Origin of the sequence: Sphingobacterium sp. JB170 (assembly GCF_900163865.1) — a bacterium.
Classification (GTDB): Bacteria; Bacteroidota; Bacteroidia; order Sphingobacteriales; family Sphingobacteriaceae; genus Sphingobacterium.
Map to the genome: position 1 here is coordinate 56,421 of NZ_FUKU01000026.1, position 19,071 is coordinate 75,491.

General features: G+C 41.5%; 13 protein-coding genes and 1 tRNA gene. 5 read left to right on the top strand and 9 right to left on the bottom strand.

Going from position 1 to position 19,071, the window contains the following annotated elements:
• Positions 1 to 8: 8 nt before the first annotated feature.
• Positions 9 to 653 carry an orotate phosphoribosyltransferase gene (gene pyrE / locus FM107_RS05770; RefSeq protein WP_086947569.1) on the bottom strand — a complete coding sequence of 215 codons (645 nt, stop codon included), beginning with the start codon at positions 651 to 653 and terminating at the stop codon, positions 9 to 11.
• 22 nt (positions 654 to 675) lie between these two features.
• Between pyrE and FM107_RS05775 the strand changes: the two genes are divergently transcribed.
• Positions 676 to 1,263: an NUDIX hydrolase gene (locus FM107_RS05775; protein ID WP_256959368.1), complete on the top strand. Its 588-nt coding sequence runs from the start codon at positions 676 to 678 to the stop codon at positions 1,261 to 1,263.
• Between the two features lie 73 nt (positions 1,264 to 1,336).
• Here FM107_RS05775 and FM107_RS05780 read toward each other — a convergent pair whose 3' ends face one another.
• Entirely contained in the window at positions 1,337 to 1,828 is a 492-nt protein-coding gene (locus tag FM107_RS05780) for a hypothetical protein (protein WP_086947571.1), read from the bottom strand.
• Between the two features lie 261 nt (positions 1,829 to 2,089).
• Between FM107_RS05780 and FM107_RS05785 the strand changes: the two genes are divergently transcribed.
• Positions 2,090 to 2,171 (top strand) — tRNA-Leu (locus tag FM107_RS05785).
• A 1,192-nt stretch (positions 2,172 to 3,363) separates the two neighbouring features.
• On the opposite strand, the gene FM107_RS05790 is transcribed toward FM107_RS05785, so the two are convergent.
• The 4 genes from FM107_RS05790 to FM107_RS20190 form a co-directional block, all read right to left on the bottom strand.
• A complete protein-coding gene (locus FM107_RS05790) occupies positions 3,364 to 5,367 on the bottom strand; it encodes a heavy metal translocating P-type ATPase (protein ID WP_086947953.1) in 2,004 nt (667 codons plus the stop codon).
• 417 nt (positions 5,368 to 5,784) lie between these two features.
• Positions 5,785 to 7,038 (bottom strand): efflux RND transporter periplasmic adaptor subunit, encoded by a 1,254-nt coding sequence (locus FM107_RS05795; protein ID WP_086947572.1) that lies wholly within the window; start codon positions 7,036 to 7,038, stop codon positions 5,785 to 5,787.
• 7 nt (positions 7,039 to 7,045) lie between these two features.
• Positions 7,046 to 11,401: a CusA/CzcA family heavy metal efflux RND transporter gene (locus tag FM107_RS05800; protein ID WP_086947573.1), complete on the bottom strand. Its 4,356-nt coding sequence runs from the start codon at positions 11,399 to 11,401 to the stop codon at positions 7,046 to 7,048.
• Positions 11,402 to 11,520: 119 nt separating this feature from the next.
• The gene (locus FM107_RS20190) at positions 11,521 to 11,901 is read right to left on the bottom strand and encodes a DUF6660 family protein (protein ID WP_373407991.1); all 381 of its coding nucleotides are present in this window, start codon (positions 11,899 to 11,901) and stop codon (positions 11,521 to 11,523) included.
• Between FM107_RS20190 and FM107_RS05805 the strand changes: the two genes are divergently transcribed.
• A complete protein-coding gene (locus FM107_RS05805) occupies positions 11,840 to 12,046 on the top strand; it encodes a hypothetical protein (RefSeq protein WP_086947574.1) in 207 nt (68 codons plus the stop codon). The two genes, FM107_RS20190 and FM107_RS05805, sit on opposite strands and share 62 nt — an antisense overlap.
• Positions 12,047 to 12,064: 18 nt before the next feature.
• Here FM107_RS05805 and FM107_RS05810 read toward each other — a convergent pair whose 3' ends face one another.
• The 3 genes from FM107_RS05810 to alaS all read right to left on the bottom strand — a co-directional run bounded on the left by FM107_RS05810 (position 12,065) and on the right by alaS (position 16,561).
• Positions 12,065 to 12,754, bottom strand: coding sequence for a response regulator transcription factor (locus tag FM107_RS05810; RefSeq protein ID WP_086947575.1), 690 nt, complete (start codon positions 12,752 to 12,754; stop codon positions 12,065 to 12,067).
• A gap of 84 nt (positions 12,755 to 12,838) precedes the next feature.
• The gene (locus FM107_RS05815) at positions 12,839 to 13,936 is read right to left on the bottom strand and encodes a TlpA disulfide reductase family protein (RefSeq protein WP_086947576.1); all 1,098 of its coding nucleotides are present in this window, start codon (positions 13,934 to 13,936) and stop codon (positions 12,839 to 12,841) included.
• Positions 13,937 to 13,948: 12 nt separating this feature from the next.
• Complete coding sequence (gene alaS, locus FM107_RS05820) at positions 13,949 to 16,561, bottom strand: alanine--tRNA ligase (RefSeq protein ID WP_086947577.1); 2,613 nt, start codon at positions 16,559 to 16,561, stop codon at positions 13,949 to 13,951.
• Between the two features lie 633 nt (positions 16,562 to 17,194).
• On the opposite strand from alaS, the gene FM107_RS05825 reads away from it, so the two are divergent.
• Positions 17,195 to 18,046: a universal stress protein gene (locus FM107_RS05825; protein WP_086947578.1), complete on the top strand. Its 852-nt coding sequence runs from the start codon at positions 17,195 to 17,197 to the stop codon at positions 18,044 to 18,046.
• A gap of 11 nt (positions 18,047 to 18,057) precedes the next feature.
• Positions 18,058 to 18,924 (top strand): universal stress protein, encoded by an 867-nt coding sequence (locus tag FM107_RS05830; RefSeq protein ID WP_086947579.1) that lies wholly within the window; start codon positions 18,058 to 18,060, stop codon positions 18,922 to 18,924.
• The last annotated feature ends 147 nt before the right edge of the window (positions 18,925 to 19,071 follow it).

Below are 19,071 nucleotides of genomic sequence, written 5' to 3' on the forward strand. Positions count from 1 at the left end.
TGATTAAATTATTCTGCAGTCCAACTTGCCGGATCTCTACGCCATTTTTCAAGTAAAGAAATATCAGACTCTAATACGTAACCATTTCTTACGGCCACCTTAATTAGCGCATCGTAATTACATAAACTAAAGAATGGGCATTTTGCTTCAGCAAAATTTGCCGTTGCAATATCCAATCCATAAGTAAAAATAGAAACCAGGCCTACCACATTGCACCCTACAGCACGTAATGCTTCCACGGCTTGCAAACTGCTCTTTCCGGTAGAAATCAAATCTTCAATTACCACGACGCGTTGTCCGCTCATTGCTTCACCTTCGATCAAGTTTTGACGGCCATGATCTTTAGCGCTGCCGCGTACATAGGTAAATGGTAGCCCTAAATCTTGCGCTACCAACGCCCCTTGAGGTATACCAGCTGTCGCCACTCCCGATATCATATCAATAGAACCAAATTCCTCTTGAATTAACTCTGACAGGTTCTGACGGATATACGTACGGATCGCCGGATGTGATAATGTAATACGATTATCACAATAAATTGGAGAGTTCCAACCCGATGCCCATGTAAAAGGGTTTTTAGGTTGCAATTTTATTGCTTTAATTTGCAATAAGGATTCTGCAATTTTTTGTTCAACCTCATTTAAATTATTCATGGCACAAATTTATAAAATTTATATGAACGAATCTCAGCTAATTTTGGCTGATTTTCTTCCAAAGAAACTATCTATCGTTCAAACGATTGGTTTACAAGAGATTGACCTTGAAAAACTTTTCCAAGGCTCTAAAGGCAAACATGCAAAAGGAATTAATTACTTGTACATTCATCCGGATGCGGAAAAGGTTTTTAAATCACTTGTGCAGAATATGACGATAATCAAAGCTGCGGGCGGTCTTGTTCGGAACGGTGAGGGAGAATTTCTCTTTATATATCGGCTCGGCAAATGGGATCTCCCAAAAGGAAAAGTGGAAAGCGATGAGAAAATGCGTAAAGCAGCGGTCCGCGAAGTGGAAGAAGAATGTGGAATCAAAGTCGACTACCTGGGTGATAAATTAACAACCAGCTACCACATGTACGTTTTACGTGGAAAAACGGTCCTCAAGCAAACTAATTGGTACAACATGGGTGTTAACAAATCGCCAGATTTAATACCACAGCTCGAAGAAGATATAACGGACGCTAAGTGGATAAAAAAGAAAAAACTTGGTGAATTAGAGGAAAACACCTATCCGCTGATCGCTCACATTATCGAAAAAATTAAATAAACAAGGGGAGTGCTCTATATGAACACTCCCCTTTCTAACATGAAACCGAACGGAGAACTCGTCTCCACTTATATTATTTCGTCACCGCCGTATCTGAAGAAACGTTCTCTAGGGCTGCGTTATCAGCGGGCTGTACACGTGAGCGTTTGCCGCGATGGTGCATCATTTTACGTTTTTTGTGTGTTTTGAATTTGTCTTTTAATGCTTGATTCTGCTCCGAGGTCAATACCTCGCTCATTTTATCGCGAGACAACCTCATCTCTTGACGATGAGTATCACGAATAGCGTTCATCTGGTCACGATATGCAACGGTCTTTTGGACATCTTCCATTTGAATCGCGTAAACCTTGGCACGCTGCTCGTCGGTGAATTTTAATTCTTTGTCTAGTCGATCAGTTTTGATCTTCGCAATTTCTTCAGGATTTTTCTTTTCCATGACTCGTTCTTTGCGATGGTGCTTCTTGCCACGTTCTGCAGTATCAGTAACAACATTATTATTCTCCTGAGCAAAAGTAGCTAAACTCATACCTGTGAAAAGCATAGCCATTGTTATAATTTTTTTCATATATCTATCTATTTTTGTCTAAAACGTCAACCTAAATAGTTGAATTGTTTATAGGATAGATTCCTTTTTAACCGAATCGTTTAATGTCTATAGGTTAAAAAATGTTAACCAAAAAAATAATTTGGTTCACTTAAGAACCTCGGAGAACAAGATTTAAAATAAAACGACTAAGAATCAGTCATTTTCTAAAAACATGAATATTTTTTTTGGTAAAAGTAAAACATCTCCTATATTTGCAACGTCAAAACAATGATACAGCTTGCCCAGCTGGCGGAATTGGTAGACGCGTTGGTCTCAAACACCAATATCTTCGGATGTGCCGGTTCGATTCCGGCGCTGGGTACTTTTAAATAAGCGAGCCGCCTGCGACTCGCTTATTTTGCGTTTAAACCCTATTTGAACAACATAGAAGCGCGCTTGATTTGGGTGTTTTAGTAATTCTAAGCGATAGCTTTGTACAGATTTTGCAGACATAGTTTTGCGGCATCGGTATCACCTAGTGCATCCGTACCTAAATTCAAAATCTCGATGTCGCTTTATATATGGAAATCCCGGATGACACCGAATTTTTGGAGGATGTAATTTTTTAAGCATACAATTTTCATAAAACGATACGGGAAGAAAGTAGTATCTCTGACTCTCTGGAATACACTTCTAAAGCTTTCAGTTTGGCATTGAAATATTCTGCAAACGCATAGTGCTTCGATTATCAATAATATTGAGGATTTCTGGATGGTGTGCGGCGATAGATGTAACACTTTCAAAAGATAATATCCCTGAATTTTCAACTGGATTATGCCATAATCCGAGTTTTGTAAATGCCAGGTCCTAGAATGCGTTAGCATATAGCAAAGTATTTCATACAAAATTGGAATTACAAACACAGATCAGGAATGGAGCGTGGAGCTTTTGAAAACGAAGATCTTAAACACCCAATTATGTTGTTGCAATCCTGATTGATCAAGTTCAGTGGTTTGGTTTGTCGTGGCAAAAATGACTTTTATATAGTTAATTGCGAAGGAATTCAAAGTGCCATTCGATCGATTCATTTGAATCCGCAAAACCATTTCGCATATCGATACCACGATAATAGCTTACTATGGACGTTCCGTACGAAGAAATCACTATGGTGATAAATGTGCTTTTTTAAATGGAAGCTACTGATTTTAAGAATTATTTCACTACCTTAGAATACCCAATAAACCACATTATCAACATGATATCAGCTACAATTGGTACAAGTATACTCGAGAATATTATATTAGAATTGGGGCATCGTTGAAAAACCTTCAATACGCCGAATAGGATATTTGTTTTTTTTGTTTAGTAATGTAGTTCCCCTTTATTGGGACAATAAGGGGGAACATTTTTTCCGTCGAAGTGTTTAATACTGATCGTTAATTTGTTCAATAAGTCTCGTGTTAGATTTTCGAAATCCACTGTTCAGGAGCTATTGCCATTCTTAAGCATCGGATTAATCAACGGACTGAAAGAAATGAGATCAATTTATGGCGATCAAATACGAAGAATAGGGTTTAAAAATTCATGCGCTGGATGCGGATCGCGTTAAGGATCGCTAACAAGGCAACACCTACATCGGCAAACACGGCTTCCCACATTGTCGCTAGACCGCCTGCTCCTAAAATTAACACGACACCTTTTACCACAAATGCAAGGGTAATGTTTTGCAAAACAATCCTTTTGGTTTGTTTCCCAATTTTGATAGCCATAGGGATTTTACTGGGTTTGTCGTCCTGGATAACGACATCTGCCGTTTCAATGGTCGCATCACTACCTAAACCACCCATTGCAATACCGATATCACTGAGGGCTACTACAGGAGCATCATTTACTCCGTCTCCGACGAAAGCAACCAATCCCTTATTGTGTTTTATTTCCTTAATCTTGTCTACTTTTCCTTCAGGCAACAAGTCACCAAAGGCATTCTTAATTCCCAACTTATCGGCGACAAATTTAACCACTGCACTTTTGTCTCCACTCAGCATGGTAACTTTTATATTCAGTGCGTTCAACTTCTCGATCGTAATTTGAGCATCATCTTTTATGCGATCTGAAATCGTAAGGTATCCATGATAAATATTATCATAAGCGATTGCGATAACCGTGTCGACGATATTTTCGGGATTAGTATCGTACGATATCGAGTAGGCATCCATTAATTTGAAATTCCCTACTAACAGCAACTTGCCTTCGGCTTCAGCGCGTAACCCTTGACCAGGGATCTCTTCGACGTTTTGCAAAAGTATCTCCTGATTTACCACGCCCACAAACTCGTGTATCGCCGTGGCTATCGGATGACTACTATAACTTTCTAAACGATTAACAAGTTGCAACAGCTCATCTCGGTTCGATTCCTCGCGAAAAACATTCTCCTTGACCTTAAAGACACCCTCGGTCATCGTCCCAGTCTTGTCCATTACAATATGCTGCACTTTCGCCAAGGCATCTAAAAAATTACTTCCCTTAACCAGTATCCCGTGTCTACTAGCTGCACCCACACCGCCAAAATAACCCAAAGGAATGCTAATCACGAGCGCACAAGGACAGGAGATAACTAAAAATACCAATGCACGATATAACCATTCTTGAAACACATAATCAGAAACAAAAAAAATGGGTAACAAACATATCGCAATGGCTAAAAAGACAACGATAGGTGTATAAATCTTTGCAAATTTGCGGATAAAAAGCTCCGTTGGCGCTTTTTGTGATGTAGCATTTTGCACCAGTTCTAATATTTTACTCAACTTGCTATCCTTAAACACCGTTGTAACTTTCACCTGCGCCACGGTATTTAAATTTATCATTCCCGCCAACACTGGTTCTCCTTTGATCTTCGTATCCGGTTTACTCTCCCCGGTAAGTGCAGAAGTGTTAAACGAAGCCCTGTCGGACAAAAGTTCGCCATCCAGGGCAAGCTTTTCTCCTGGCTTCAATTCTACGACTTCGTTAATAACCACCCTTTCCGCTTTTACTATTTCGGCGCTGCGGTCGCGTATTACCGTCACTTCTTCGGGCCTTTGATCAAGCAAAGACTTGATATTCTTCTTTGCTCTACTGACGGCTAGCTGTTGAAAAACCTCCCCTACAGAATAAAATAACATAACGGCCACACCTTCAGGATACTCACCAATAGCGAACGCACCAGCCGTGGCAATCCCCATTAATAAGAATTCAGAAAATACGTCTCCTTTACGTATACTTTCAAACGCTTCTCTCAAAACAGGGAAACCAACAATAGCATAGGCTAGCAAATACCAACAAATCCGTACCCATCCCGTAAAAAATACTACGTTAAAAAAATGGTCGAAACTGATCCCAACGAACAAGAATAAGAATGAAATAATACTCGGACCAAACAATTGCAACATATTAATTGCATCTGCGCCGCGCTCATGCTCCGCCGGCCCCACATTATTCCGGTCACCCTGGGCATTATTCTTGTCGTCACTCGCGCAACATGTCGTCGTCTGTCCGTAGGTGACGGAATGCTGCTGATTTTTATCTGTGTGGATCATTGTTTCTTTTTTAGTCGGCGAATCATTTTTTATCCGGCCGTGATGGGATACCGCCATTCCACGCGCGTCCGTTCCAATGACGCATAAGTTGCATTTATATTCTCGCGTCTTATTGTACTGTTTACTCCTTCATTACAACAACAAATATAGTCAAGCCAACATTATTATACTATTGTGATGGCCAAACCAACCAGTATTTACTCCCCGCAGCGTCCTGTTAATAGAAATTCTAGCACCCTTTCCCGTTCTCTACTTTCTCCCCTAATTTAAGTACTATATGCAAGAAACGCAACAATGCCTGATACTGTAAATAGCCAACAACCGAACCAGGTTGATTATAGTTTCCATTAACTATTTCCTTCTACGAATGTTGAATATAAGATCTATTTGAATCCTTTCCAAGAAACATACAACGCATCAATGTGAATGCCCTTGACCGGTGTTACTCAATTTAGCGTTCACAAAAAATGCACCGGATACGACAATTTGAGAACCTTCTTTAATTCCTTCAACGGGCGCGATAGCCGTGTAACCTAATAAAGTCGTTCCAATAGCAACTTCGACTCTTTCAAACGGCACACCATCCTGATGTTTATGTTCGTTCGCGCCGCCTTGGTGGTTTTGCGCCGCAGCGGACTCCTCTTTTAACAAAAAGATGTAATATTTTCCATCCGCGTGCACGATAGCATCAGATGGAACCGCCGGGCTTAATTCGCCGCTAATATTTACTGTTCCGGTTATATTCATCCCATCGATCAGCCCTGTCTTATCTCCTATCACGTTGCTATGTACCGCGATGGTCTTACTATCGCTATCAAAAGAAGAACCTATCTTATAAACTTCCGCAGTGTAACTTTTGTTCGGGCTATTGGTTACAATAAAATCAATTTTCTGTCCTACTTTAATTAGCTGGAGGTCTTTCTCAAAAACATGTAAATCTAAATGCAGCGCACTGTTTTCGACCAGCTCAATGATTGGTGAAGATACACCAACGTAGCTTCCAATCTTGGCAAAAACATTGCTCACCGTCCCGTTAATGGGACTTTTAATGGATATGGAAGTCTGTAGGTTCGTATTCGAGAGTGTGGATGGCTGGATTCCCATCATTTGAATTTGTTGAGCTAAGGAAGCTTTGCGTGTGCTTAATGTACTCCAATCTGTTTGTGCACTTTGCAAATTTTTCTTGGCACCCACATTTCCCTCGTAGAGTTCTGTTTGCCTTTTTAGTTCCAATTCCGCAAATTCTATTCGGCTATTGACACTGATGTATTCCTCCTGAAGCACGAGAAACTGTGGGTTTGATATTTTGGCAATGATTTGCCCTTTTTTCACATAATCTCCGATCTGCGCATTAAGCGTTTTAATCGTCCCTCCAAAGAGCGTTGTCGCAGTCGCTTTATTATTATTTGGAACAATCAAAAATCCATTCGCTTTCAAAGGCGTAGAAAGCTCCTTTTGTTCAATAGTCCCGAGCTCGATGCCAACATTTTTAACCTGGGCAGCGGTAAGTAAAACGGTATTCGCTGCTCCTTTCTCGCCGCTCGAATGTCCGGCATGTGTGTCGTGACTATGCGCCTGTTCTTCCTTTTGGTTACTTGTACAAGCCCATAACGAAATCGCGATGGATAATACTAAACTGTAAAATAACACTATATATTTATGATGTTTCATGGATTTTCTATTTACTAATGAGCGAGTTAATTAGCGTGACTGTTTCATTTATTTGCTGAATGCTCTTTAAATAATTAAGCTTGATATCGGTCGTTGTTTGCAATGCGTATAGGTAGTCTACATATGAAATTTCGCCAGTCTTATAGCCTAATTTGGCTGCTTCAATTATTTCAGTAGCATTCGGAAGTGCCTCCTTTTTATAATAATTATACTCGGCTATATACTGCGCATATAAGTTCATCGCATTGACTAGCTGAGATTTTAGCTGCGCTGCCTGCGATTCGGCCTGCAACTCGAGTGATTTCTTCTGATAATCGAGCGAATGTAATTTTGCATTAGTGGCTCCAAATATTAAGGGTATGGAAATGCCAACATCAAAATAACTAAATCGCTGACCTCGTCCATAAAATTTCTCGACTCCGTTTTTTCTATGCATTCCTATTAAGGAAACATTGTTGTATCCTAATGAAAAATCCGGTAATGCTTTGGCGCGTTCAACTTTTTTAACTTGTTCAGCTATTTTCGCCTCTTGATACAACATTTGAATACGTGGATGCTTTTCCACAGCCGCGCTATCAACAAATGAACTCAAAAGGAGGGGATGATATTCTGGCTGAAACTGAATATCAAAGTTCTCAGGCGCCTGCATTATCATTTTCAGACTTTGGTAGGTGTTTCGTTTCAATGTTTCATTCGTTTGTAAAAGCAGGTCTATTTCTCCTTTTTTCGTAGTGGCCGTGGTGACATCCAATTTACCGATATCCCCTGTCTGATAGCGCAGCTCAGCAACGCGAATAAAGTCCGCATAAATACCCGATAAATCACGAAGTACCAATGCATTGTTTTGCAAATATTCGAGCTGATGAAAATAATTTCTGACTTGCATCTTTAGCTCGTTTTCCGTAAATCTTTTTTGCCATCGCTGCCCTTTGACCTTTTCAGCGACGAATGACTTTCGCGCGCCAAAAATCCTGGGGAATGGGATGTTCTGAGAAATTTGAATACCGTCATTAAATTCGAACCCATCGCTATTACCGTATTGAAAGTTCACTTCCGTTTTCGGTAGTTCATAAGCCGTATTACGTTGGCTTTCAAGTGCTATTATATCTAAGTTTTGTGACCGGATATCAATATTATTGCGCAAAGCGATCTCAACAGCCTGATCCACGTTAATCGTTTGCGCGCGCGCTGTTTGAGTAGCACCAAAACAAGTAAGAAATAATGCAATCGAAACGACGGACCTAAATTTATGACCAGATTGCTTATTGCTTCTGAAAACTACAAAATACAGAAGTGGAAGGACAAACAAGGTTAATGCGGTTGCCGAAAGTAGCCCGCCAATAACAACGGTTGCTAACGGCTTTTGTACTTCTGCACCAGCACTCGTACTCAAAGCCATTGGTAGGAAACCCAAACTTGCCACCGACGCGGTCATCAGGACAGGTCGTAGCCTCACTTTCGTACCTTCAATAATTCGCGGTAAGAGTTCAGTCCATCCTTCTTTCTCCAATCGATTAAAGGTCCCAATTAGAACAATCCCATTTAATACCGCAACACCAAATAACGCAATAAACCCAACTCCCGCAGAAATACTAAACGGCATATCACGGATTAGGAGTGCAAATACGCCCCCTATAGCACTCATGGGTATAGCAGTAAACACTAAAACTGCCTCTTTCATCGAATGAAATGTAAAATAAAGTAGGGTGAAGATCAAGAGCAAAGCGATTGGTACGGCAATCAACAGTCGATCCGTTGCCTTTTGGAGATTTTCAAATTGTCCTCCGTAGGTAAGATAGTAACCTGTGGGCAGACGAACTTGTTCATCCATCTTTACCTGGATTTCACTTACCACACTCGCCACATCCCTGCCCAAAACGTTAAAGCCAATATATATTCTACGCCTACCCCCTTCCCTACTAATCTGCGCAGGTCCCAGCTTGTAATCCACATTAGCTATCTGTTCGAGAGGAATCTGATCGCCGTTCGAAATAGGGATAAATAGATTAGCCACATCCTCAATTGAGGTTCGGTGCATTTGGTCAAGCCGAACGACCAAATCAAATTTCCGTTCATTTTCATACACGACACCCGCGACTTTTCCAGCAAATGCCGTACTTACAATATCGTTGACCATCTTTATGCTTAATCCGTAGTTAGCAATTCTAGTACGGTCGTATTCAATATTTATTTGTGGCAAACCGGCAACCCGTTCGACTTGTGGTTCGGATATACCATCCACCGATTGCAAGACATCACTGACCTTGTTCGCATACACCAATAAAGAGTCCATGTCTTCGCCAAATATTTTCACTGCAACATCTTGCCTGACTCCAGTCATAAGTTCATTAAAGCGCATTTGTATCGGCTGATTGGCTTCGAAGAAAACCCCGGGGATACTTTCTAAGCTATCCATCATTTCTTGCGATAATTCATCATAGCTTTTATGCGTATTCCACTCCTCTTGCGGCTTAAGAATGATCATCATGTCTGTCGCTTCGGGAGGCATCGGGTCTGTTGGCACTTCAGCTGCTCCAGTTTTACCAACTACCATTTTAACTTCTTCAAATTCTTTAACAATACGTGATGCCTGCATCGAAGTCTCCAGACTTTGACTCAACGAGGTCCCTTGGGGAAGGATACAATGGAATGCGAAATCACCTTCTCCTAATCGCGGTAGAAATTCACCCCCCATCCTTGAAAAAAGGAAAATAGTTAGCCCAAAAATCCCAAGTGAAAAAGCTAATATGACAAATTTAAAGCGCATAGCCGTCTGCAGCAAATTCTGATAGCCCCCTTGCAGACGTCCCATTATTTTATCGGAGAAATTCTTCTTGGTGATCGGTCGTTTTGATAAACATAGGGCGCTCATCATCGGGATATAGGTAAAAGAAAGAATTAATGCGCCCAAGATGGCAAAACTAACTGTCTGTGCCATCGGCGTAAACATTTTCCCCTCAATACCCACTAAGGTTAATATTGGAATGTAAACGATAAGAATAATAATTTCGCCAAAAGCAGCGCTTGTACGAATCGCACTAGCGGACAGATAAACTTCTTGGTCCATTTCCTTTTGCGTGAGCTTTAATGTCGACTGTCGTAGGCCCAGGTGATGTAAGGTCGCCTCCACGACGATCAGTGATCCGTCAACGATCAGTCCAAAATCTATAGCGCCTAAGCTCATTAAATTGGCACTCACACCAAAAAACTTCATCATTCCGAGTGCAAAAAGCATAGCTAACGGAATTGCCGAAGCTACAATCAATCCGGCTCTAATATTTCCCAGAAACAGGATGAGCACAAAAATCACGATTAATGCACCTTCGATAAGATTTTTCTCAACCGTACTGATCGCCCGCTCTACTAAATCGGTCCGGTCCAAAAATGGTTCTATTACGATGTCACGTGGCAGGGACTGTTGGATAATCGGAATTTTCTCTTTAATATTCCCAACAACGGCTGCACTATTTTCGCCTTTAAGCATCATCACAATCCCGCCAACAGCATCAACCTTACCGTTATATGTCATCGCTCCATACCGTGTAGCATGGCCAAACTGAACGCGCGCGACATCCTTAACTAAAATGGGTATACCGCCGGTATTTCTCACGACAATATTCGCGACATCTTCTAGTGAGGTAACCAATCCTACACCACGAATAAAATAGGCGTTAGGTTTTTTATCGATATAAGCTCCACCAGTATTTTGATTATTAGATTCGAGCGCGGTAAAAATATCTGTAATAGTCACGCTCAGCGCCTTTAACTTATTTGGATCGACCGATACCTCGTACTGTTTGAGCAGTCCGCCAAAACTATTAACTTCCGCAATACCCGGAGTGCCGTATAATTGACGTGCGACTATCCAGTCCTGCATGGTCCGCAGATCCATGGCCGAATACTTGTTTTCGCTTCCCTTTTTTGGATGGAGAATATATTGATACACTTCCCCCAGCCCGGTACTGACAGGCGCTAATTCTGGTGTTCCGATTCCTTCGGGAATTTCATCTTGAGCCTCTTTTAGTTTTTCGTTCACTAATTGACGCGCGAAATAGATATCCACATCATCATCAAATACAATGGTGACAACAGAGAGACCAAACCGAGAAATACTTCTTATTTCCTCGACATTTGGTAAGTTTACCAGACATTGTTCGACAGGAAAAGTGACCAATTGCTCGACTTCTTGCCCAGCGAGTGTAGGAGTGAGTGTAATAATTTGTACTTGATTATTTGTTATATCAGGCTGGGCATCTATTGGTATTTTCGTACCACTCCATACCCCCCAGACAACCAGTAAGAGCGTCATTAGCCCTACTACGAATTTATTCTTTATAGAGAATTTTATAATATTATTTAACACCTTAAATAGAATTAATGAATATTAATAATGATAAATCACCATGATTTTAAAGTCAAAAAGAACATATTGTCCCTTAACTTCGGGACAATGTCGAAAACACGTCCCCTATACATTAAAAATTAAACATTAATCTTAGGCGGTTGCCAAATTTCCCCCACGTAGCGAGGAACGAATGGAGATACGTAATGTGGTACGCGGCTGGTTAGTTCTATTGTTTGGAGTTCTGAAAAGCTAATCCCTTCCCAATGAACCCCCCCCCCTAATACCGTCCCGCAGCAATTACACTGGCAAAAGGGACTGCACATATCGGCTGTTTGGGAGTGATCATGTTCACCTGCATGTGTTGATTCATTTGCATGATCAGCTAGCGAAGAAGTTTCGGTCCCATAGCTATCCGCGCAGGGCACGAGAAACACCGCTTGCAGATAAATTGCCAATATGGAACATAAAACTCTCACCATCATCGGTAAAGTTAGCAAAAAAACACAATACAAAAACATTGCATCAGTGCAACAAGATAAACTTGCCGGTAATAATGACGAAATTTTCATCTATCGCGTACGCGACAAACACGCTCGTACTCAACTCGAAAACCCCACCACTTGGCACAAAAACAAAAAAGCAAGCTCATTGAGCTCGCTCTGAATCTAGTTTAAGCTCGCGCTAGTTTATTTCAAATTTATAACCTACGCCTTTTACGGTTGCCACGTAATTGTCACCGATCTTTTCACGGAGTTTACGAATGTGCACGTCAATAGTTCGGTTAGTTACCACGACTGAGTCTTCCCAAATCGCTTTCAATATCTGTTCCCTTGTAAATACCTTATTGGGTTTTGATGCTAGCAAATATAACAACTCAAACTCCTTCTTAGCGAGTGTTATCCGTGATTGATCACGATAGACCAAGAAAGAATCACGGTCGATTACAAGATCTAGGACCTCAAGCTTATCTCCCGTAGGTACCTCAGATTCCGCACTATTACGACGCAAAATAGCGTTAATCCGGCTCATCAACGCGCGCGGTTTAATAGGTTTAGCGATGTAATCGTCCGCTCCGACATTAAACCCTGCAATTTCGGAATACTCTTCACTCCGTGCAGTTAAAAACACCATGAAAGTTTGTTTAAACTCCGGCATCGACCGCATCAACCGACAGGCTTCTATACCATCCATTTCAGGCATCATAACATCCAAAATAATTAGATCGGGATTAACTTGTTTGGCAATTTCTATACCTTCTCTGCCATTATGTGCTTGATAAACTTGATAACCTTCTTTCGTCAAATTGTAGGAAATCAATTCAACTATATCGTGTTCGTCGTCTACCACTAGTATTTTCTGATTTAAGCTCATTGTCGTTTTTTTGCTAAATTATGTACTAAATGGTAAGATAAAGTTAAAACAATGTTATCATATTGTTAACACCTTAACAATATTTTAATTAAAAGTTTTTGCAAGAAATGCTTCAAGCTCCTTTCCACGAAGATTTTTAGCGAGGATTTTTCCGTCAGGATCTAGCAAGTAAGAGGTCGGAATTGCTTTAATCTTATAATCAATGATCAGCTCAGAGCTCCATGCCTGTAGATCGGATACCTGAGTCCACTCGAGCTTGTCGTCGGTAATTGCCCGCATCCAACTTCCTGGATTATTATCAAGGGAGACGCCGAGCACAGTAAAACCTTGGTCTTTAAAAGCATGATATTGCTTTACAATGTTGGGATTCTCCTGCCGGCAGGGAACGCACCAGGAAGCCCAGAAATCCACCAAGGTGTATTTTCCATGGAAATCAGATAGCTTCACCTGTTTATTATCGGGGGTAAAAGAAGTGATTTGCGGGGCAGGCTGCCCCACCGCGAGACGTTCTAATTTCTGTGCCTCTTGTTTAAATTGTGTAACATACCGGTTATCTAAGAATTTATCGTCAATTTGGTGCGCATAGGTGATAATCTCCTGTTCTGCAATTTCCGGATCCAGCGTGCTGATCGCATAAAATCCAGCTAGATTATCTTGCTTGCCGGCGAATTCGACTACCTGTTGCGTGTACATAGAAAGCTTTTCTTTAAACTCGGATAGATAATCAAAGCGTAATGATTCAATTTCTTCCGCGGTTTTGTCTACCGTAGCCTTTGCAAATGCCCCTTGCAGCGAATCTTGAACAAAATCTTTGCGCCTCTTGTAGGGCGCGAACTCTTTCAGTGCGAGGGTTAGCGGAGAACCTTCGACGCTGTAGTCCTCAGGTTGCTGCAGATCAGCGACGAACCGCAGTGGTTCTCCAGGAGTCAAAATAACGGGGTACTTGTTATTACCGATAACGATGGATAGAAGTCTGGGCTGGGTAGCCTCACGTTCAAACATGAATTTGTTTGCGTCCGCTAAATATACGGAATCCAATTTTCGGTCTCCTTCATAAAAAGATAACACTTTTATGTTCCCGGGGTTATCGATGTGTCCGGAAACTTCGATAACGTCCTTATTACTACACGCGCTAAAAAATAACACGCCTGCCAATACAAATAAACCAATGTTTTTAAACATTCCTTTTTCTCTTTATGTCAAAAATTCTTTCGCACGTGCTATTGCTTGCGGAAGGCCTTTGCTGTTTTTTCCACCAGCAGTCGCGAAAAATGGTTGTCCTCCGCCCCCGCCCTGGATATCTTTAGCTAGATTTTTAACGATCGCTCCGGCATTCCATCCACGCTCTTTAGCGAGACTATCGGTAATTGCAACGATAAGACTAGGCTTACCATCAAAATCGGCCCCCAGGACCAAAAATAAGTTATCAATCTCCCCTTTTATCGCATAGGCCAGCATTTTCACCGAATCTGCGTTCGGTAGGTCTACTGTTGCTGCCAAGAAATTCACACCGTTAACAATCTCTATTTTTGCTTCTAAATCCGCGCGCATGGATAATGTACGCTCTTTAATATTATTTTCAACTTCCTTCTTAAGCTCCGCATTTTCGCTGATAAATTTCGAAATTGCCGCTATAAAATCTTTCGGGTTATTCAGCAACTCGCGCATCGATGCAACCAAATCAAATTGTTCTTTTATCACCGCAAACGCGTGGGTGCCTGTAATTGCTTCAATGCGGCGAACACCTGCCGCAACGGCTGACTCAGATATGATTTTAAAATACCCAATTTGCCCCGTGGATGAAACATGTGTACCGCCGCATAGTTCCTTCGAGAATGTCTCACCAAGGGTAATAATACGCACAAACTCACCATATTTTTCACCGAATAGCGCGGTAACACCAGAATCTATTGCCTGGCGGTAAGGAATGCTGCGCTGCTCGTTCAGCACGATATTTTCACGAATTTTGTGATTTACAATATCCTCGATTCTAGCAATTTCATCGGCTGTTATTTTTGCAAAATGTGACACGTCAAAGCGTAAAACCGAGGCGTTAACCAGCGATCCCTTTTGATTGACGTGTTCGCCTAAAACCTCTTTTAGAGCCGCGTGAAGTAAATGTGTCGCCGAGTGGTTGCTCTCGATATCGATTCGTTTCGCCTTATCTACAACGGCCTTAAAATCACCTTGCAAAACGGCTGGAAGCTCGTTTACGAAATGGACAATAAGGCCATTTTCTTTCTTTGTGTCGGTAACATAAATTTCCTCTCCGGTGAATGAAACTAAGCTACCCGAATCACCGATCTGTCCACCTCCTTCTGCATAAAATGGCGTGACCGCGAGCACAAGCTGATACTGATCGTTTCCCTTACTAGAAATCTTACGATACCGCAAGATCTGCGTCATTGCTTCCAGTTTATCGTAGCCAACAAAATCCGTTTGGTCCCCTTGGGAAACAATCACCCAGTCACTCGTATCAATTGCCGTCGCGGCCCGTGAACGTTCCTTTTGTTGTTGTAAGGCACGTCGGAAACCATCCATATCGACCTGCAGTCCCTTTTCACGCGACAGCAGCTCGGTTAAATCAATTGGAAAGCCATACGTGTCGAACAATTCAAAAGCAAAATCACCGTCCACCTTGTCGTGGCTTGCCGCAAAAGTTTCAAACCGTTGAATCCCGATCGTTAGGGTACGAAGAAAAGAAACCTCTTCCTCGAGCACCACCTTTTGGACAAAACTTTGCTGTTGATGCAGTTCATCAAACACGCCAGTAAACTGTTCGGCGAGTAAAGGCACTAATTCATTTATAAATGGCGTTTTAAAACCTAAAAATGTATATCCGTAACGCACTGCACGTCGCAAAATTCGACGTATCACATAGCCAGCTTTATTATTAGAAGGTAGCTGCCCATCCGCTATAGCAAAACTGACCGCACGAATATGATCAGATAAAACGCGCATGGCGATATCGGTTTTTTCATCCGCTCCATATTCAATTTGTGACTTGGAAGCTATAAATTGAATGATTGGTTGAAACACATCGGTATCGTAATTGGAGGTTTTACCTTGAATGGCACGTACCAATCGCTCAAATCCCAACCCCGTATCCACGTGCTTAGCAGGCAAGGATTCAAGGGTTCCGTTTTTCAACCTATTATACTGCATGAAAACCAGGTTCCACACTTCGATCACTTGCGGATGATCCCCATTCACCAATTCTTGTCCAGGAATGGCCTGCCGCTCTTGATCAGGACGCATATCGTAGTGTATCTCCGTGCACGGGCCGCAGGGGCCCGTCTCTCCCATTTCCCAGAAATTATCTTTCTTATTTCCCAGTAAAATCCGCTCTTCGGCGATGAGTGATTTCCACAAGTCATACGCTTCGACGTCTTTTGTAAGCTCTTCGCTCTGATCGCCTTCGAAAATTGTAACGTACAAACGATCCGTATCGAGTTTGTATACTTGGGTAAACAATTCCCAAGCCCAGCTAATAGCCTCTTTCTTGAAATAGTCACCAAACGACCAGTTACCAAGCATTTCGAACAAAGTGTGGTGATACGTATCAATCCCCACTTCTTCCAGATCATTGTGCTTTCCCGAAACACGGAGACAGCGCTGAGTATCGGTTACCCGTGAATATTGAGCCTGTACTTCCCCTAGAAACAATTCTTTAAACTGATTCATTCCGGCATTGGTAAACATGAGCGTAGGGTCATTTTTTACGACCACCGGTGCCGAAGGAACTATCTGATGAGATTTACTCTCAAAAAAACTTAAAAAAGCTTGGCGTATTTCTTTACTAGTCATTGAATTCTATGCTGTATTTTAGATTGCAAACTTACTCAAAATTGCGTTGTCTTACAAAGACCTAGCAGGATAAGCTACACAACTTTATTGCTGCGTCAAAACGCGCACACCATCGCAAATCGAAAGTAAGTATTTTAATTCCTTTGCCGCATTAGTGCGCTGATCGCGAGTGGCGATCAGCGCGGCAGAAGGACGCATTTAGTAAATGTGAGCACCGGCAGGCGCACGCGGTGACAAAGCAACATTTCGATACCACCCTGACAATTAACAAGATCCGCTGATTCCACATGTAAAATACTTAATGGCGCACCCATTAATAGTTTTATTCTTAGGTTTTAAATAGGATAGGTAACGCGCCCAAAAATGCATTATTAAATTTAACTTATATTAAATATTGGATTAAAAAAGCCTATCTTTATGAGGCGACGCGGGCGAAAACGACGATTAATATTTTACAAATGTCCCGCTTATAAAAAAGAGGATTGTTTCTAAAAATTACAAGTCCACAACGAACAAACGAACAATAGCGATCGAATAATAAAAAAATAAAACAGGAAATTGCGATACGCAGGCGCATTCCACGCACGCTCGAAATATATTTGGTCTGATCGTGCGATTCCTGCTCGAATTTGTATGAAGAAACTTTTGGTACCGACTGACTTTTCAGAAAACGCCTTTTTAGCCGCTAAATATGCTGCGACAATTTGTAAAACACAGGGTTATAGCCTACACCTGGTCCACTATTACACAGCGACATCATCAGGATTTGACGAATCAGAGATGGCGGTTTTAAATGAAGACTCCAACCTGCTAAAAGCAGATATTACAATCAAGGACTGGACGCAGCGACTTCAAGCGGAATTCCCGACTGTTAATATTACTTACCACAATGAACGCGGCTTACTTGTGGAGGCGCTCGCACAGGAAGCTAAAAAAGATAATTATGCCGCCATCGTTATGGGAACCACGGGGGCAACTGGAGCGAAAAACATATTTTGGGGAAGCAATACGGCGATTATTACGGCAAAATCGCCAATACCAGTCATTGCTGTTCCAAACAAACCCGTGCATACTGCTATTAATAGAGTAGGACTGCTTACAAATTTGAAACAAGAAGAACTCATCACCCTTCAAGAGTTCCTACACTGTATAAAAGGCGACATCGATCTTACGCTTATCCACGCACATAAAGAACAGGAGAGCGTAAACTCGCTTGAAGAGAAATTAGCATTGTGGTTGACAAACATTGAACCTTTTAATGCCGTGCGCAATGTAAATATCTTGACCGCTCCGATTGTTAGAGAAGACAAAAATCTCGACGATATCCCAGAGGTCATTAGTAAAATAATCGCGGACAATGCGATCGATTTGATTTTAATAACTAAAAGTAGAAAAACATTTTTTGAAAGGCTTTTCACCACATCAGTATCGAAGGCAATGACGCTCGATCTGCAAAAGCCAGCGTTCTTTGGAAAAACTATATAAAATACAGCGATATGAAGAAAATATTACTACCGGTTGACTTTTCGGAATACTCCTACGGAGCAGTAGAGTATGCATGTCAAATAATCACGAGCAATAGTTCTGGACAAGAGTTAGATTTGATTCATGTTTACACGAACCACTCAAATCTATACGTAAACCGAAATTTGGACGACGACATCATTGACCCACAAATTGAAATCTCAGAACGAGAGATGGCTAAAATGATCAATCTCATACAACACAAACACCCTACAGTTAAGATAAACACACTATATCGCAACGGTAATCTTTTTGAGGAGATAAGTAAAGAAACAGCAACATTCGCTTACGACGCCGTTGTGATGGGGACAAAAGGATCTTCTGGTATAGAAGCCGTTTTCCTCGGTAGTAATACGTATGATGTCATTTTAAACACTAAAACACCCGTTTTAGGAATCCCTAAGGAGGCTGTTGAATTCAAAAAGAGACGGGTCGGGTTGCTTACAAACTTTAAGGAGTCCGAAATTGAAGTACTCCTGCAGGCTCAGGAGCTGATTGGTGGGAATTTCGAACTTATGTTGGTCCATGTTAACACAGAGGACCTGGATATTAAGGTGATCGGTGATAAGTTTAAGCACTGGATTGATTACATTGTTGAACAAGCAGGTATCACTGATATTTCCTTCCACGTAAAATCACAGGCACTGTACAATAAGGCCGTCGAAAACGTCTCTCATGCAATTAATCAGGTCATTATCGACGAACAGATTGACATCATCCTCGTCACAAAAAGTAGAAAAAGTATCTTCCGAAAACTTATCGACGAAAATATAGTCCGAAAAATGGCGTATAACATCACCGTGCCGACGTTCTTCGCTCGTGTACACGCTGCGAAATAACCCAAGATAGTACCGGCAAACAGCAGCGCATCTTCATTCCTGCTGCCACCGAGATACAACTATTCGAACCTAAACGCTGTAAATGTATTGCCAAAAAAGACTGGCAATACATTTACAGCGTTTAACAATAAATAATCGATCAGAACA

Bases quoted from the DNA above. Each gene is read 5' to 3' on its own strand.
- pyrE (WP_086947569.1), bottom strand. From the start codon at position 653: ATGAATAATTTAAATGAGGTTGAACAAAAAATTGCAGAATCCTTATTG.
- FM107_RS05775 (WP_256959368.1), top strand. From the start codon at position 676: ATGAACGAATCTCAGCTAATTTTGGCTGATTTTCTTCCAAAGAAACTA.
- FM107_RS05780 (WP_086947571.1), bottom strand. From the start codon at position 1,828: ATGAAAAAAATTATAACAATGGCTATGCTTTTCACAGGTATGAGTTTA.
- FM107_RS05790 (WP_086947953.1), bottom strand. From the start codon at position 5,367: ATGATCCACACAGATAAAAATCAGCAGCATTCCGTCACCTACGGACAG.
- FM107_RS05795 (WP_086947572.1), bottom strand. From the start codon at position 7,038: ATGAAACATCATAAATATATAGTGTTATTTTACAGTTTAGTATTATCC.
- FM107_RS05805 (WP_086947574.1), top strand. From the start codon at position 11,840: ATGGAACATAAAACTCTCACCATCATCGGTAAAGTTAGCAAAAAAACA.
- FM107_RS20190 (WP_373407991.1), bottom strand. From the start codon at position 11,901: ATGTTTTTGTATTGTGTTTTTTTGCTAACTTTACCGATGATGGTGAGA.
- FM107_RS05810 (WP_086947575.1), bottom strand. From the start codon at position 12,754: ATGAGCTTAAATCAGAAAATACTAGTGGTAGACGACGAACACGATATA.
- FM107_RS05815 (WP_086947576.1), bottom strand. From the start codon at position 13,936: ATGTTTAAAAACATTGGTTTATTTGTATTGGCAGGCGTGTTATTTTTT.
- alaS (WP_086947577.1), bottom strand. From the start codon at position 16,561: ATGACTAGTAAAGAAATACGCCAAGCTTTTTTAAGTTTTTTTGAGAGT.
- FM107_RS05825 (WP_086947578.1), top strand. From the start codon at position 17,195: ATGAAGAAACTTTTGGTACCGACTGACTTTTCAGAAAACGCCTTTTTA.
- FM107_RS05830 (WP_086947579.1), top strand. From the start codon at position 18,058: ATGAAGAAAATATTACTACCGGTTGACTTTTCGGAATACTCCTACGGA.